This window comes from Lactobacillus sp. 3B(2020), from assembly GCF_013487845.1.
Classification (GTDB): Bacteria; Bacillota; Bacilli; order Lactobacillales; family Lactobacillaceae; genus Limosilactobacillus; species Limosilactobacillus alvi.
On the sequence record NZ_CP047410.1, the window covers coordinates 1785960 to 1801403 of the forward strand.

General features: G+C 42.5%; 10 protein-coding genes, 1 pseudogene and 1 other annotated feature. Of the genes and pseudogenes, 2 read left to right on the forward strand and 9 right to left on the reverse strand.

Annotation, left to right across the window (positions count from 1 at the left end):
- Positions 1 to 21: 21 nt before the first annotated feature.
- From pepI to rplJ, 4 genes and pseudogenes are all read right to left on the reverse strand, one after another.
- Complete coding sequence (gene pepI, locus GTO83_RS08970; protein WP_180870554.1) at positions 22 to 909, reverse strand: proline iminopeptidase; 888 nt, start codon at positions 907 to 909, stop codon at positions 22 to 24.
- A 48-nt stretch (positions 910 to 957) separates the two neighbouring features.
- Positions 958 to 2316 (reverse strand): annotated as a pseudogene (locus GTO83_RS11015) (ISL3 family transposase).
- Positions 2317 to 2532: 216 nt separating this feature from the next.
- Positions 2533 to 2898, reverse strand: coding sequence for a 50S ribosomal protein L7/L12 (rplL, locus tag GTO83_RS08985; protein WP_180870557.1), 366 nt, complete (start codon positions 2896 to 2898; stop codon positions 2533 to 2535).
- 77 nt (positions 2899 to 2975) lie between these two features.
- Entirely contained in the window at positions 2976 to 3476 is a 501-nt protein-coding gene (rplJ, locus tag GTO83_RS08990; RefSeq protein WP_180870559.1) for a 50S ribosomal protein L10, read from the reverse strand.
- Positions 3477 to 3508: 32 nt separating this feature from the next.
- Positions 3509 to 3622, reverse strand: a sequence feature (ribosomal protein L10 leader region).
- Positions 3623 to 3947: 325 nt separating this feature from the next.
- On the opposite strand from rplJ, the gene GTO83_RS08995 reads away from it, so the two are divergent.
- Both GTO83_RS08995 and GTO83_RS09000 read left to right on the forward strand, forming a co-directional pair.
- The gene (locus GTO83_RS08995; protein WP_180870560.1) at positions 3948 to 5318 is read left to right on the forward strand and encodes an APC family permease; all 1371 of its coding nucleotides are present in this window, start codon (positions 3948 to 3950) and stop codon (positions 5316 to 5318) included.
- Between the two features lie 545 nt (positions 5319 to 5863).
- Complete coding sequence (locus tag GTO83_RS09000; RefSeq protein ID WP_180870562.1) at positions 5864 to 7570, forward strand: IS1182 family transposase; 1707 nt, start codon at positions 5864 to 5866, stop codon at positions 7568 to 7570.
- Positions 7571 to 8308: 738 nt separating this feature from the next.
- On the opposite strand, the gene GTO83_RS09005 is transcribed toward GTO83_RS09000, so the two are convergent.
- From GTO83_RS09005 to GTO83_RS09025, 5 genes are all read right to left on the reverse strand, one after another.
- Positions 8309 to 9730 carry an anion permease gene (locus tag GTO83_RS09005; protein ID WP_180872173.1) on the reverse strand — a complete coding sequence of 474 codons (1422 nt, stop codon included), beginning with the start codon at positions 9728 to 9730 and terminating at the stop codon, positions 8309 to 8311.
- Between the two features lie 78 nt (positions 9731 to 9808).
- Positions 9809 to 11200: a flavocytochrome c gene (locus tag GTO83_RS09010; protein ID WP_180870564.1), complete on the reverse strand. Its 1392-nt coding sequence runs from the start codon at positions 11198 to 11200 to the stop codon at positions 9809 to 9811.
- A gap of 138 nt (positions 11201 to 11338) precedes the next feature.
- Entirely contained in the window at positions 11339 to 12727 is a 1389-nt protein-coding gene (locus tag GTO83_RS09015; protein WP_180870566.1) for a class II fumarate hydratase, read from the reverse strand.
- A gap of 647 nt (positions 12728 to 13374) precedes the next feature.
- On the reverse strand, positions 13375 to 14046 hold the full coding sequence (locus GTO83_RS09020) for a TrkA family potassium uptake protein (protein WP_180870568.1): 672 nt from the start codon (positions 14044 to 14046) through the stop codon (positions 13375 to 13377).
- Positions 14039 to 15382, reverse strand: a complete 1344-nt coding sequence (locus tag GTO83_RS09025; protein WP_180870570.1) for a TrkH family potassium uptake protein — start codon at positions 15380 to 15382, stop codon at positions 14039 to 14041. Before GTO83_RS09025 ends, GTO83_RS09020 begins: the two co-directional genes overlap by 8 nt.
- Positions 15383 to 15444 lie beyond the last annotated feature (62 nt).

The window sequence follows — 15444 nt, forward strand, 5'->3', positions numbered from 1 at the left end:
TTTTTCCGACCACGACTTTTATTATGTTTTATCCGCCAACCAATCCAGCAATAGTTGCTGGTACTCAGCCGGTTGATCATAAAATACCATGTGACGTGCATTTTTAACTTGAATCCACTTCGCCCCAGAAATTGCCTGTACCATTTCTTTGGCAACTTCAGGAGTACACAGATCGTGGTCCCCATTAATAATTAAAGTTGGTACTTGAACTGTCTTAAGCTGATCAACATAATCATAATTTCTTAGATTACCTAACGGGGTAAACTCGTTTGGGCCCCATGCAGTTTGGTAAGCCAGGAGGCCGCCATGCTTTGGTCGCTTTAGTGGGTCAGGCATCGAAGCGTTAACTGGCTCCATTGCATATTTGGTCATCAACGCTTGATTTGCCTCCTGATAATCACGACCTGTATAAATGTTTTGGGCTTCCGCTTTTTGAATGGCTGCTTGTTGAGATTTTGATAAGGTTTTGATAAGTTGATGAACCTGCTTACCCCAGGTTTGCGCTGAAGCAAGGGTGCTTGAAAGAATTAGGCTTTCAATTCCTTCGGGTTGGAAATCACAAAGATACATAATTGCTAACATCCCACCCCAAGATTGTCCTAATAAGTGGAAATGATTTAAATGTAGCTTTGTTCGTAGATTGATTAATTCGTTTACCCAAGTTTGCGCATTATAATATTCTGGATGATCATCCGGGATCGAAGAATTTCCACAGCCAATTTGATCGTACATAATCAATTGCCGATGGCTCTTAGTTGCAAGCTCATCCAAGAGTTCGAAATAGTTATGTGTGGAACCTGGTCCACCATGAAGTAGTATTAAGGGCGTTCTTCCTTCATCTAATCCCACAATGCGGACATACGTTGTAAATGATCCAAAAGGAAGCCATTTTTCGGGGCTCTTCGTCAACTGGTACTGATAGAATTTTTAAGGCTAAATTGGTCTAGTTTAGGCTGCTCAACGTGGGTGGCCTTTTTTGTCCCTCAATTTAATCTTAAAATGTGGGTTCTTGGCGACTAAGAGAATTCTTAAACGGAAGTTGTAGAAACTTCGATAGCCAAAGGCGATACGTTTAATTACTTTGATGAGGTTATTAGTTCCTTCGAGAGGCCCATTACTATAGAAAGTTTCAAAGCTACGCTTAATTTCGTTCTGATGGTTACGTAAGGTTCTTTGGGTCTTGCGCAAAGGTTGTGGTAAGGCAGTCAACTTTATCGTTAATAGTGCTTCTAAGCTCTTAATATTACGATTGTACATGGCGTGAAGTAAGGCTTGGTAATAGTTGTAAGCTCCTAGGAGTTCCTCACTGGCATTTGTTAAACGATCAGTTAATTCTACTTCGGTTAACTGCGCACCGCCAAAGACGCGGTAGCGCCGAAAACTTTACCAATCAAGATCTGTCCGATCTTTTAGCACATAGCGCCAATAACGCTTAAGCGCTCTTGATAAAGCAGGGTTAGACTCCTTAACTGCCTTCATCGTTTGAATCCGGATTTGATTTACTGCCCGGTATGCTTGGGCAATGATATGAAATCGGTCGGCGACAATAAGGGCATTTGGAAATAGATCACGGACAATCGTCCGATATGGCTGATACAAGTCGACAATGACAAGCTTGACTTTAGCTCGGGCATGAAAGTCATACCGATAGAAATACTTCCTAAGCGCGTAGCTATTTCTTGACTCAATAATATCCAGTAATTCATGTGTTTGCGGGTTCATCAGTGCCATACTCATTTGAGTTGCGGCGAATTTACCGGAACTAAAGTCATCAAAAGCAATTACTGGTGGTAAAAATTTATAATTCGCCTTAAACTGAGGAGCTAGTTGCGGGAAAAGCCGATTTACTGTTCCTTCGGAAATGTGCAGGTTGGCAGAAATATCTTTAACGGAGCGTTTTTCTGTTAGGGCCAGAAGCGCCTGTTGTTTCACTTTATCAAGAATCTGATGATTCTTATCAATTCCGTGAATCCGTGCAAGGTCAGTAGTTAATTCGGGACCCCCTTCCTGTCGCGGACAAATGTATTTCTGCTTTTCAACTACTAGAATTGTGGGCAACCCCGCAATGTCGAGTCCTTTCAAATAAACAGTTTTAAAACCATTCTTTCGCATTAAACGCCCACAATGTGGACAAGCTGAAGGATATGATTGTCGTAAATAAACTTCATTGTGCGTCATTCGTTCAAATTGATGGTGAACTGATTGTGAGCTGGGGACAGCTTGAATCACCTTTATCCGCTCACTATCCTTGAATTTGGGGCTAAATTTAATCAAGTTGTCTGTTAATCCCGTTAGATTTTTGATATACTCATTCATGGAGACGGTCCTTTCTTTTTTGAGAGACGGGGGACAGCCGTCTTCTTTTTTTATACATAAAATCCCCTAAATCAAAAAAATTGGTACTGCTAGGATTTTACTCCTATCAGTACCAAATATTGTAGACCCTTTTTCGGTAACTTGCATTTTGATTTTCTCCAAAAAAAACGGTGACTACGCAATGCGTAATCACCGTTTTCCCAAATTGGGTATGGACTACTTAAGGGTAACAGTAGCACCAGCGGCTTCAAGCTTTTCCTTGATGTCGTTAGCTTCGTCTTCCTTAACGTCTTCCTTGATAGCAGATGGAGCACCATCAACAAGGTCCTTAGCGTCCTTCAAGCCAAGACCAGTGATGTCCTTAACTGCCTTGATAACCTTAACCTTAGCAGAACCTGCAGAAGTAAGTTCTACAGTAAAGCTGTCCTTAGCAGCTGCACCGTCACCGGCAGCACCGGCAACTGCAACTGGAGCAGCAGCAGAAACGTCGAATTCGTCTTCGATTGCCTTAACAAGGTCGTTAAGGTCAGAAATTGATGCTTCCTTAAGAGAAGCGATGATAGCATCCTTATCAAAAGCCATGATTAAATCCTCCAATATATAATGGTCTTTTTTATGCACTTAATAGTGCTTGATATTTAACAATTAAGCGACGTAGCTTAAGCAGCTTCGTCTTCCTTGTCGGCGATTGCCTTGACGGCCCGTGCGATCTTGCGCATTGGGTCTTGCAATGCAGAAGCCAACATGGAAAGAAGTTCTTCCCGGCCTGGCATCGTTGCGTAAACGTTAATTTCGTCAAGCGTCTTAACAGCCTTTTCAACGAAACCACCCTTAATTTCCAAGGCATCGTGGTCGTCAGCAAACTTCTTTAAAACCTTAGCTGGGGCAATTGGATCTTCGTTTGAGAAGGCAACAGCAGTAGGGCCAACAAAAACATCATTTAATGCTTCGTAGTCCGTACCTTCAACAGCCCGTTGCAAGATCTTGTTCTTAATAACTACCATCTTAACGTCAGCATCCCGAAGTTGCTTCCGTAAGTCAGTAACTTCTGCCACCGTCAAACCACGGTAGTCCACAACAATAGCAGATTCAGCTGCCATCAACATTTCGTTGACGTTCTTTACAGCTTCTGCCTTCTTTGCAATACTTGCTTCACTCATCAGTTTCACCTCCTAGCTGAAAATTTGTGATTGGATTTATAAAAAAATCCCTATGACCGCAGACATAGAGAAGGAATTTAGTTCTTCCTCGGCAGGATATTAAGGCGTCACGCCACCTGAGTCTTAGGCAGAGTCATATTTAAATCAACTTCAATAGTATACCTAACATATTTAAAATTGTAAAGGCTCAATCCCCTAAATTTTCAAATTTCCGAAACATTAGAAAATTATGATAAATGCTTGCAATTAATTTTCCAATCGGTTACTATGAAGTCATTAAAATGCCAAGGAGGATATTAAAATGATTAGACCATTATTCAACATTTTAAGTGTCTCTTCCTCCTCAACTAGCGCTTGGCTGGTTGAGTGATTTGGCATTCAATAATAAGTGTCAAATAACCGGGTTCACTTGACCACCAAGTTTGGTGGTAGGTGGACCCGGTTTTTATTTGCAAAGTAGGAGGAATAAAAATGGAAAAGCAACCACCCAGAGAAGAAATGAAACGAGCATTAGGATTAGGATCAGCCCTTTCCATCGTTGTTGGGACAATCATTGGTTCGGGGATCTTCTTTAAACAAGGATCAGTTCTCGACAGTGCCGGGAATTCAACCATGGCGATTTTAGCTTGGATTGTGGGGGGGATTTTAACCCTTACCGCTGGATTAACAATTGCTGAAATTGGTGCTCAGATGCCTTACACCGGTGGCCTTTACGTATATATCGAAGAACTTTATGGTCGAGTCTGGGGCTTTTTAGCTGGCTGGATGCAAGTAATTGTTTATGGACCAGCTATTATCGCTTCGGTTGCTGGTTTTATGAGTATTCTGATGACAAACTTCTTTGGTCTCGGTAATGAATGGCGGGTTCCTTTGGCAGTTGTTACAATTCTTGCGATCGGCTTTATGAATATGTTTGAGAATAAGGTTGGGGCGGCCTTTGCCGTGGTAACTACAATCGGAAAGTTAGTTCCCATTGCAGCAATTATCATTTTTGGCCTTTTTTGGGGCCACAACAATGCCCTTGGTCAAACTGTCGGAGAAATCCACACTGCTAGTGGTAACTTTGGGGTTGCCGTGTTAGCCACCCTTTTTGGTTACGACGGTTGGATTTTAATTGCCAATTTAGGTGGTGAAATTAAGCATCCCCAAAAGGTTCTCCCCCAAGCAATTATCGTTGGAATTACAGCCGTTTTAGTAATCTATACCTTAATTACGGTTGCTGTTTTACGTTTCTTACCAGCTAGCCAAATTCACACTCTTGGTGAAAACACAACGGCTTACCTGGCTACCGCGGCTTTCGGGCAAATTGGTGGAAAGCTTCTTTCAGCCGGGATTATTATTTCGATGATGGGAACAATTAACGGAAAAATGCTGACCTTCCCCCGGATCGTTTACGCCATGGCTAAGCGCCGGGACCTACCATTCTCCCGTTATCTTGCCTACTTAACTCCTAAAGCCAAAGCGCCAGTTGTCGCTACCTTATTCATCATCGTTTTAGCAACCATTTTAATGCTGTTTTTTAACCCTGATCGGTTATCGGACCTCTGTGTCTTTACCGTTTATTGTTTCTATACTTTAGCCTTCTTCGGAATCTTTATTTTAAGAAAACGAAATGGTAATCAACGGCCATTCTCAACTCCACTTTATCCCTGGATTCCGATCATCGCCATTGCCGGTGGGATCTTTGTCCTCATCAGTGAAGTCATTAATGACCCTGCAGGCGTTATCCTCTTTATTGGGGTGGTCATTGTCGGCCTACCAGTCCTTTATCTGGTTAAAAAACTAGATCAGCGTCGGGTCGAAAAAGCTCTCAACATTAAAAATAATAACTTGAAAAAATAGTAATTCTCCTCTAACCGCAAATTAAAAGCAATCGTTTACAGTGTAGTGCTGTCTGCGATCGCTTTTCTTTATCCAATTTTCGCCCATCCAGGCAACCAATCCAACGTGAGGCCCAAAATTCTACGGATTAATTTCACCATAATTTAGCAAAAAGAGGTTGGGAAAAAAGCTCCTTGACGGCCTGGTTGGGATAAGAAGGACGAAGGTTGATTCATAGAATCGACCTTTCGTTCGCACTTATCCACTAAGGCCGTGATTTGGAGCGAACCAGCCAACTGGTTTGGCGTTTGTGAGCCCATGCAAGGCTGAATCGGCTGGTGCGACCGCCAGGGAAGCAACTGCCATTCAGCTACTGCTTTGACCTTAGTTGCTGAGTAACATTCGGAGATGGCAAAGAAGGTGAGGCTGGGAAAAAACTCCTAGTCCAAAGTAAAAACCGGATGATGAATTTCTTGAACAATTCATCATCCGGTTTTTATGTACACAGGAAATCGTTCCTGATATGATGTAATTACCACAAAAACAAACAAAAAGGAGCGATTTCCATGTATCAAAATTATACCATAGGGCAAACCGAATTCGTACTAAACTATAACTATGATTTACCACAGAATCATGTTGCGCGACTAATTAGTGCATTTGTCGACTCAATTCCACAGGAGGTTCTATTGGAAGAGTCGGTGGCGGCTACTGGCCGCCCTGTATCGCATCCAGCAATTATGCTTAAGATCCTCTTGTTTGCCTACTCGCGTCAAACTTATTCTGGAAGAAAGATTGAAATGATGTTGGATGAGAGTCTACCAATGCGTTGGTTAGCCCATGACTATACTTATAGTTACCACACCATCAATAACTTTCGGAGCAGTCAGCACGCTAGTAATCTGATCAAGCGTGCTTTTGTCTACTTTACCATGGCTTTAACAGATCACGGCCTAATTCAAAATGATGCAGTTTTTATTGATGGAACCAAGGTCGAAGCTGATGCCAATAAATATTCATTTACTTGGCGTCGTGCAGTGGAAAAGTACCACGCTAAGTTAAGGGAAAAGACAAGTAAGATTTATGAGGAATTAGTGGAAAAACGAGTGGTGCAAGAAATGGCGCCAGAGCTGGTCACTTCTGCCGAAGGCATGAAAACAATGGAACAAGAACTCGGAGAGCAAATCACTAAATTAGATGAAGAGATTGAGCAAGAACCCAAAATCATCAAAGGTGGTTCAGTTAGGAAACGGCGTCGTCGTTTCCTAAAAAAACTTCGTCACCAGCTAAGCAACGACTTAATTCCTCGTGCCCAAAAGTATGAACATGCCGAAGATATCTTCCAAGGTCGCAATAGCTACTCCAAGACTGATCATGATGCGACTTTTATGTGTATGAAAGAAGATCCGATGATGAATCGGGAATTGAAACCTGGCTATAACTTACAAATTGCCACTCATAAGCAATTTGTTCTTGATTACGGATTATTTTCAAACCCAACTGATACAAGGACTTTAGTACCATTTCTTAAGCAATTTCATGCCTTAGGCTTCTTTAAACATATCGTCGCTGATGCAGGTTATGGTAGTGAATACAATTACACAACGATTCTTGATCAGTTTGAAAAGCAACCTATTATTCCCTATACAACTTATCAAAAGGAACAGAAGCGCAAGTTTAAAAACGACCCAACTAACTCACAAAATTGGCAGTATAACGCCGAAGATGATTACTATATTGATCATTTAGGGGTTCGTTTTAGCTTTTATCGGTATAGTGAGCAAATCGATAAATATGGTTTCAAACGTGATTTTAAAATCTATCGGGCAGATAAGCACCAGCCGTCAGCGCAATTGGATAAATTAGCGAAAACACCAGGTGGTCGGCAACGTTATATGAAGGTTAACCCGACCTGGAATTATTACAAAGCAAAAGTGAAAGCGACCCTCTCAAGTGACGAAGGTAAGGCGATTTATCGTCGACGGAAGTTCGACGTTGAGCCAGTCTTTGGTCACATGAAGAGGGATTTTGGCATACGCCGAACTCATTTGCGTGGTCAACGGGCTGTGGAAAATGACATTGGCCTAGCCCTGATGACATTAAACATAACGAAATTGGGACAATTAATTAACCGATGGAGGGCCAATTTCATAAACAATCGAAAATCCGGACTACAATTTTTGATCAAGGCAAAAATTATAGTCCGGATTTTAATGTTAGAGGGGCAAAAATTAATAGTTAATTCCCACCCTCACCTTCTTGAGCCACCTTGAGAGGAGGGAACGATTCCTCTAACTAACGGCTAAGTAAATTTAATTTCTGGTTTTGTTTGATCACGATTAATATACTGAACACGATCCGTTTAGCCTAGATTCAGAAAGTAGACATAGTTACTCTTTCAAAACTTTTAATTGCCTTCATCATGCCTAGCCGATTGTACAATGGCCCTTGTAGTACCCTTAGCACTACACTGGATCTAAAAGTACTGCCTAACAGTTACTTCGCCCTAACCTCAGAGCTGTCGGAGTATGCTTGGTTTCATTTAACTGTACATCTGAGGCTGAGAACACTATACGATAAAACGTTTTACAAATCAAGTAAATAAAACCATTTGGTTAGTGTACAAATACTCATTTTTATACTAAAAGTAAACAATTTTTAAATCAGTAGAGCTTAATTTTTCAACCATTTTCCAAATTAAAATGGCCCAGTTACCAGTAAATTAATTGCTCCTCATCTTCACATTTAACTTATTTATTTTTAATTCAATTAGTTATTTGTGAAATTAAAAAACAAAGCCACCTAACTCTAAAATTGAAGTTAAGCGACTTTGTTTATATTGTCCCGAGGCTACCTCGCACGCAATCCAGGCGCGCTTAAACAGTTCTCGGTTAGATTAGCTCCATTTACGGGATCTGTACACTAGATAAGCGTAAACCGCAAAACCTAACTAAAGCCAGTTTTACGGTTCTTTTAACTTATTATCGTACGATTGTGGTACCTTTTTTCTTTTACCACATCCCCAAGACTTTCATCCAAAGCGAACCAATTCCGATCCAAACAACTAAATAGAAGATCCCCAGGACAAAGTTGAGTGACCACCACTTATTTTGTGGAACATAACCAGACCCAAAGAGGACTGGGGCTGGACCAGAAGCGTAGTGCGTGGTTGAAGCCATCAAGTTGCCAAAGAAGGCCATCAGCAATGCTGCTAACATCGCTGGTACATGAACGGAAATGGCAACGGCAAGGAAGGCCGAGTACATTGCCGTAATGTGGGCCGTCGAGCTGGCAAAAAGATAGTGGGAGTAGAAGAAAGCCACGATCAAGATTACCAAGGCTAGGAACCAATTAACTCCATGAAGTGAAGCGCCAACCGTCTTACTCAACCAAGGAATAAAGCCTAACGTTGTCAAAGAACCGGCCATCATAACCAAAACAGAGAACCAAGTCAGAGTGTTCCAAGCCCCTGTTTCATGCAAAACATCTTGCCAAGAAAGCACCCCACAAAGTAGGAGTAGCGCTAAGGCGATAAAGGCAGCTAAGGTTGCATCAATGCCAATAAAGCTCCCTGTAATCCAAAGAATTAAGGCGATAACAAAGATAACCGCCATTAACTTTTCTGGTAATGACATCGGCCCCATCTTATCAAGTTCACCCTGGGCCCATTCCTTAGCATTTGGCGTTTCCTTAATTTCCGGTGGATACATCTTGTAGATCAACCATGGAACAACGATTAATGAAATAATCCCTGGAACTAAGGCAGCTAAGAACCAACCAATCCAGGTAATATTAACCCCATTACTCTTGGCAAGAGTTTGAGCCAATGGATTACCAGCCATGGCGGTCATAAACATAGCCGCTGTGATCATGTCCCCATGATATTCAGCAAAGATCAAGAAGGACCCAATTTTCCGCTCCGTCCCATCATCTGGTTTAGAACCAAATGATTGGGATAAAGATTCGATAATTGGGTAGAGCACCCCACCGGCACGGGCCGTGTTACTTGGTGTAGCAGGCGCCAGAATTAAGTCGACCCCAATCAAGGAGTAGGCCAATCCTAACGTCCGCTTCCCAAAGGCCTTAACGAAATTCAAAGCTATCCGGCGACCAAGGCCAGTTTTAATGAACCCCCGGGCAATGAAGAAGGCCATCGCAATCATCCAAATGGCAGCATTCCCAAAACCGACAATTGCCTTGTCTAATGGTACCGTCTTAGTCAAAACCGTTAAAGCAAAAGCAACGATTGATACCCCACCGATTGGTAAAGGTCGTGTAATACAAGCAATAATTGTGGCCACAAAAAGGGCCAACATGTGCCAACCAGCAACGGGAACGGCTGCTGGCTTAATTGGCGTGGCGAGCCATAACAGTACACCAATGATTACGGGCCAGATAAAGCCCTTATAGTTAACTTTCTCTAATGTTTTCATCATGAATCTCTCTTCAAATTTGTTGTTTTAAAATCAAACTAGGGTGTCCAAGCCTAGTCAGATTTAAGCTTAAAGTAACTAATTTAAACTTTGCGTGTAAAGGGTAACCTGTTGTCCAGCTTGCCGCCCGAAAATAATCGTTTCGGCAATCGAGTTACCCCCAACCCGGTTGTTACCGTGGAGTCCCCCAGCAACTTCACCGGCGGCAAAGAGACCTTTAATAACGTCCCCATTACCATCAAGAACTTGCGTCTTGGTGTTAATGTGCAAGCCCCCCATCGTGTAGTGGATAGCAGGTGCAATATGAATTGCAAAGAAACCTGGTTTTTCAATCCCCCGGTCCATCCCGGTCGTCCGGTTAAATTCTGTGTCCTTTTGATTCTTAACCGCTTCATTCCAGGTAGTAACCGTCGCTTGTAAATTAGCTGGGTCAACCTTGATTTTCTTCGCAAGGTCTTCGATCGTGTCACCATGAACAACTAAGCCGACTTGGTCATAGAATTCAATAGCCTTAACGTGATCGCGAATCCCTTGATCCAAAATCAAGTAAGCACTGTGTTCTGGTAAGGCCGTAATGGCGTTAGAAACAATCTTCCGGGTGTTCAGCTCGTTAACAAACCGCTTGCCTTCTCCATTAATCAAGATGGCCCCTTCACCGCGAACAGCTTCCCCAATCAAGTAAACGTGCGGATTATCTTGTTGCACAGTTGGATGAACTTGGATTAAGTTCATTTGCATTAATTCAGCCCCAACTTGCTCCCCAAGTTTTAAACCGTCTCCAGTAGCGCCTGGTTGGTTAGTTGTCTTGTAATCCAAAAGATCTGGCCGGAACCGTTTCATATAATCCTTAGAAGCACCGAATCCACCAGTTGCTAAGATAACTGCCTTAGCAGCAATGTGCTTTTTCGTCCCATTAGCTTCAACTTCGACCCCATTAACCCGGCCGTCTTCGGCTTGGCTTAACTTGGTAACTTTTGTTTCGTTAAAGACCGGAATCTTTTCTTCAGCGATAACCCGTAAAAGGCTCTTAACTAAGAACCCACCAATTGGCGCCATTGAAGCTGGGCGGTGCGTCCGCTTCTTTGACATTCCCCCGGTAATGGTAATGTCATCCAACTTGATGCCGTGGTCAGCTAACCAATCAATTGCCGGAGCTGAGTGGTAAACGAAGTAGCCTAACATATCCTTGTCGTTTAACTTCCCACCGTCTTTGTAGGTTTCATGAAAGAAATCTGCCACGTTATCAATTACTCCGTGGTGAAGTTGAACGTTGGTTTCAGCGGCATTCATCCCGGAAGAAGCCCGGTTAGTGTTTCCTCCAAGGGCTGTTTCCTTTTCGAGGACGGCTACCTTTAAACCAAGTTCGGTAGCTTGAATTGCAGCTGATAACCCGGTTCCACCTGAACCGATGATAACTGCATCATAACTATCAGCTAATTGACTTGCTGATAATGGTTGAAAATCTGCCATGTTTATTCTCCTTTTTTATTTACATAGAAAATGGCGGACTTAATCCGCCGCTTTTCCATTGGATACTTATCTTTATGACAACGGTGACCTATCGTATCGCAAATTCTGTTAATAAACAACGATCAATTTTATTTCCGCTTAGTCTTTCCGGTCAACGTTAGTCATCTTAAGCATGTCCATCCATTCATCATATTGTTCTTCCGTGACCTTGCCAGATTGCAAAGCAGCTTCCTTCAAAGTACTTCCAGCCTTATCAGCGGCTTGGGCAATCTTGGCACTGTCGTGGTAACCAATGTGGGGTGAAAGAGCCGTAACCGTCATCAACGAGTTGTCCAAGAGTTCCTTCATCCGGTCTTCGTTAACCGTCAAACCGTGAATCATCTTGTCCGCAAAGCCCTTGATTGTTCCCGTCAAAAGGTCAGCCGATTCAAGGAAAGCATCGATCAAAACTGGCTTAAAGACGTTCATTTCAAAGTTCCCTTGCGATGAAGACATGCCAACGACAACATCGTTCCCGAAGACCCGCATAGCAGCCATCGTAACGGCTTCAGCTTGGGTTGGGTTAACCTTCCCTGGCATGATGGACGAACCTGGTTCATTAGCTGGGATATTTAATTCGCCATAACCTGCCCGTGGACCGGAAGCCAAGAAGCGAATATCTTGGGCAATCTTAAACATGTCAGCAGCCAAGGTTTTCAAAGCTCCGTGAACTACGTCTAGACCAGAGTGGTGCGAAAGACCATAGAACTTGTTAGTCTTGGCAGTAAATTGATGACCATAAACAGCGCTCATCTTTTCAGCAATCTTTTCTGGCATTCCAGGAGCAGCGTTCAAACCAGTTCCAACAGCCGTCCCCCCGATAGCTAATTCAAGTAACGTTGGGGTCAAGGTCTTAAGGTAGTTTAAGTCGTGTTCCAAAGCGGAAACATAACCAGAGATTTCTTGCCCAAAAGTTAATGGCGTAGCGTCTTGCAAGTGCGTCCGCCCAACCTTAACGGTGTGCCAATATTTTTCTTGCTTAACCTTTAATTCATCGATCAAGTGTTGAACTGCTGGTTCCAACTTATCAATTGCTTCAACTGCCACGATGTTCATTGCCGTTGGGAAAGTATCGTTTGAACTTTGCCCCTTATTAACGTCGTCATTTGGCAAAATTTCAACGTTAGGGTTAAGTTGCTTACACTTATTTGCAACTACTTCGTTGGTGTTCATGTTGGTTTGCGTCCCAGAACCAGTTTGGTAAACCTTCAATGGGAAGTCCTTACGTAAATCTTCGTCACTTAAAGCAAGCAATTCATCAATTGCCTTAACAATCAAGTTACCCTTTTCTTCGCTGATTTGGTTTGATTCCATGTTAGCTTGCGCCGCTGCCTTCTTAATATTAAGCAAAGCCCGGATGATCGCTAATGGCATAAATTGACCAGTTGGGAAGTTGTTCCGACTCCGCTCAGTTTGCGGCCCCCATAAAGCACTTACGGGAATTTGAACTGGACCTAAAGTATCTGATTCTGTACGAAATTCTGGCATGATTTTTCCCTCCGAATTTTCATTCTAATCCAACTTGTGAACTTTTACACATTTGTTGGTTATATCCTAAACCACCAAAAAGAGTATAGTCAAAATTAACATTCACGATAAATTTTATTTATAGCTATCCTTAAAATCCTTTTGTGTCAACTTTTCAAAGTTGAGTGTTAATTAGGGTGATTTTTAAAGACAAAAAACAAAACAAAAAAGATTTAAATTTCTTAAAAATCTTAAGCTTGATTCGTGAAAGAGTTAAATAAGTTTGGCAAAAAACGAGGTTCGGAAAAAACTAATTAAGCCACCAATCTAAGGGCTAAAACGTAGCCGAACCAACTTTGAACTACTATTCTTCACTGGCGTTCAGAATGGTGATTTCAAAGCTTGGCCTTATCGTCAGCAGACAAGCTCCTAACGACAATTTAGCTAGTAAACCTTGATTGGTGGCTTTTAGTGGATGATCAGATTTATTAGGCAACCATGCCGACGGTAGTGAAATTAATGTTAGCAAACAAGTGAACTTACATTAAGACTGAGCTTTGCGACTCCGCAGAAGTTCCACCACGTTACCTGGCTTAAGGCTACGACTTTCTTCCCCTGCTCCTCTTACGGCAACGTTCCGCGTAATCCGGTTTCCCTGGGAAAGCCTTTTAGCCTTTCAACAAATCATTTAACTTCTCAATGGCATTAAGCGGCCCAACGACGGTGATTCGGTCGCCTCGCTGAATCTTATCAGTCCCTCTTGGCATCTGGTTGATTTTGTCTTGGGCATTAACAACTAAGATTACGTTAACGTGATACCGATTCCGGAAATCTAATTCATCCAGGGTTTTATCATAGAAGGCCGCGTTATTAACAATTACTTCTGCTAAAGTTGTATCCCGACTAATTTGAACGTAATCAATTACCGATGGATGCAAACGCGAAAAGACTAACCGTTCCGCCAAATCATGTTCCGGACGGACGACCAAATCGGCCCCAATCCGTTCGAGTACCCGTGCATGGTTTCGGTTTTCGGCCCGACAGACGACATCCTTAGCACCAAGATCCTTAGCAATCAGAGTTGCCATGATACTGGCTTCAATATTTTTACCAATTGAAATGTAGACATGATCAAAGTGACCGAGGTCAAGTTCTTTCATTGCATCCTCATCCTGGGCATCGGCAATCACTGCTCTCATCACCATATCAGCGAAATCATTTACGACGCTTTCGTTGGAATCAATTGCCATCACTTCTTGTCCGGCCCGGACTAATGATTTACAAATTGCGGAACCAAATTGACCTAACCCGATTACCGCAAAACTTTCTTTTTTAGCCAATTAAAACACCTTCTTCTGGATAACGATAACTTGGTTGCTTAGGTTGGGCATTGAAGATGGAGAACATTACCGTGTAGATCCCAACCCGGCCAATAAACATCAAGGCCATAATGATTAATTTTCCAAGTAAATTCAACTTGGCAGTAATTCCTAAGGAAATTCCGGTCGTCCCAAAGGCCGCCATTACTTCAAAGGTGACATAAGTCAAGGAATTATGCTTTGGCAAATCCTGGGTTTCTGCCAAAATTAAAATTGCGATCGCGATGATTGCCAAGGCCACAAATAACAAAGTCAGGGCCCGAAAAACATTATCTTGCCGAAAACGCCGGTGCGCTAGTGTTGGATCCCGATGCCCCCGTAAGGTGGCAATCGCTTGTAAAGTTAATAAGCCAATCGTGGTGGTCTTAATTCCCCCAGCTGTTGATCCTGGCGTCCCGCCGATAAACATTAAGAGGATCGTATATGATAATCCAGCAGCCGAAAGCTCAGTATAGGAAAAGGTCGTCAAACCGGCTGTCCGTGGCGTAATCGCCATAAAAATCGAATTGATTAAGCGCATCCCCCAAGACATCTCATCATGGAACTGACTTAAATTCCGTTCAGTTAATAAGTAGACAATGACCGATAAAGCCATGATAATGGCCCCCGTCCGCAAGGCTAGGTTCGTATGCAAGGACATCCGATGAACCTTCCGATACTGCAAAATATCTTGCCAGACTAAGAACCCAAATGACCCAGCAATAATTAAAATTGCAAAGACAGTCAATAAATAGGGGTCATTTTTAAAGTTGGCTAGGGAATTCCCAAAGAGATCAAAACCAGCGTTACAAAAAGCCGAAATTGAATGGAAAAGACTCAACCATAAACCATGCCACCATCCATAGCGGCGACCAAAGTCAAGGTAAAGGAGTCCCGTCCCCAATAGTTGAATCAGGATGGACAATTTAATAATCAAAGTCACCACTTGAATTTGGGAGACATTATCGAGGTTTAAAGACTCCTGAACTAAAAACCGAGTCGACATCTTTAATTGACGTCGAATTAATAAGGACGTCATAACCGCAAAGGTCATAAACCCCAGTCCCCCAACTTCCATTAAAACAGCAATCACTAACTGGCCAAAGGGCGCCCAGTGCGTAGCTGTATCAACTAAGGTTAAGCCCGTCACACAGGTAGCACTCGTAGAGGTAAAAAAAGCCGTCATAAAAGAAGTATGTAGTCCCGGCCGTGTCGCTATTGGTAAAAGTAATAAGAGCGTCCCAATTGCGATTACCATAATGAAGCCAAAGGTTAAGAGCTTTGGGAATGAATAACGGTGCTTATTTATTTCAATCATTGTCTCCACCCCATCTTAAAATTCAATTCTTATTATATCATCTTTACTACCATGCATTTTCA

Coding starts and splice junctions, on each gene's coding strand:
- GTO83_RS09000 (WP_180870562.1), top strand. CDS start 5,864: ATGTATCAAAATTATACCATAGGGCAAACCGAATTCGTACTAAACTAT.
- GTO83_RS09015 (WP_180870566.1), bottom strand. CDS start 12,727: ATGCCAGAATTTCGTACAGAATCAGATACTTTAGGTCCAGTTCAAATT.
- GTO83_RS09025 (WP_180870570.1), bottom strand. CDS start 15,382: ATGATTGAAATAAATAAGCACCGTTATTCATTCCCAAAGCTCTTAACC.
- GTO83_RS08995 (WP_180870560.1), top strand. CDS start 3,948: ATGGAAAAGCAACCACCCAGAGAAGAAATGAAACGAGCATTAGGATTA.
- rplL (WP_180870557.1), bottom strand. CDS start 2,898: ATGGCTTTTGATAAGGATGCTATCATCGCTTCTCTTAAGGAAGCATCA.
- GTO83_RS09005 (WP_180872173.1), bottom strand. CDS start 9,730: ATGAAAACATTAGAGAAAGTTAACTATAAGGGCTTTATCTGGCCCGTA.
- rplJ (WP_180870559.1), bottom strand. CDS start 3,476: ATGAGTGAAGCAAGTATTGCAAAGAAGGCAGAAGCTGTAAAGAACGTC.
- GTO83_RS09010 (WP_180870564.1), bottom strand. CDS start 11,200: ATGGCAGATTTTCAACCATTATCAGCAAGTCAATTAGCTGATAGTTAT.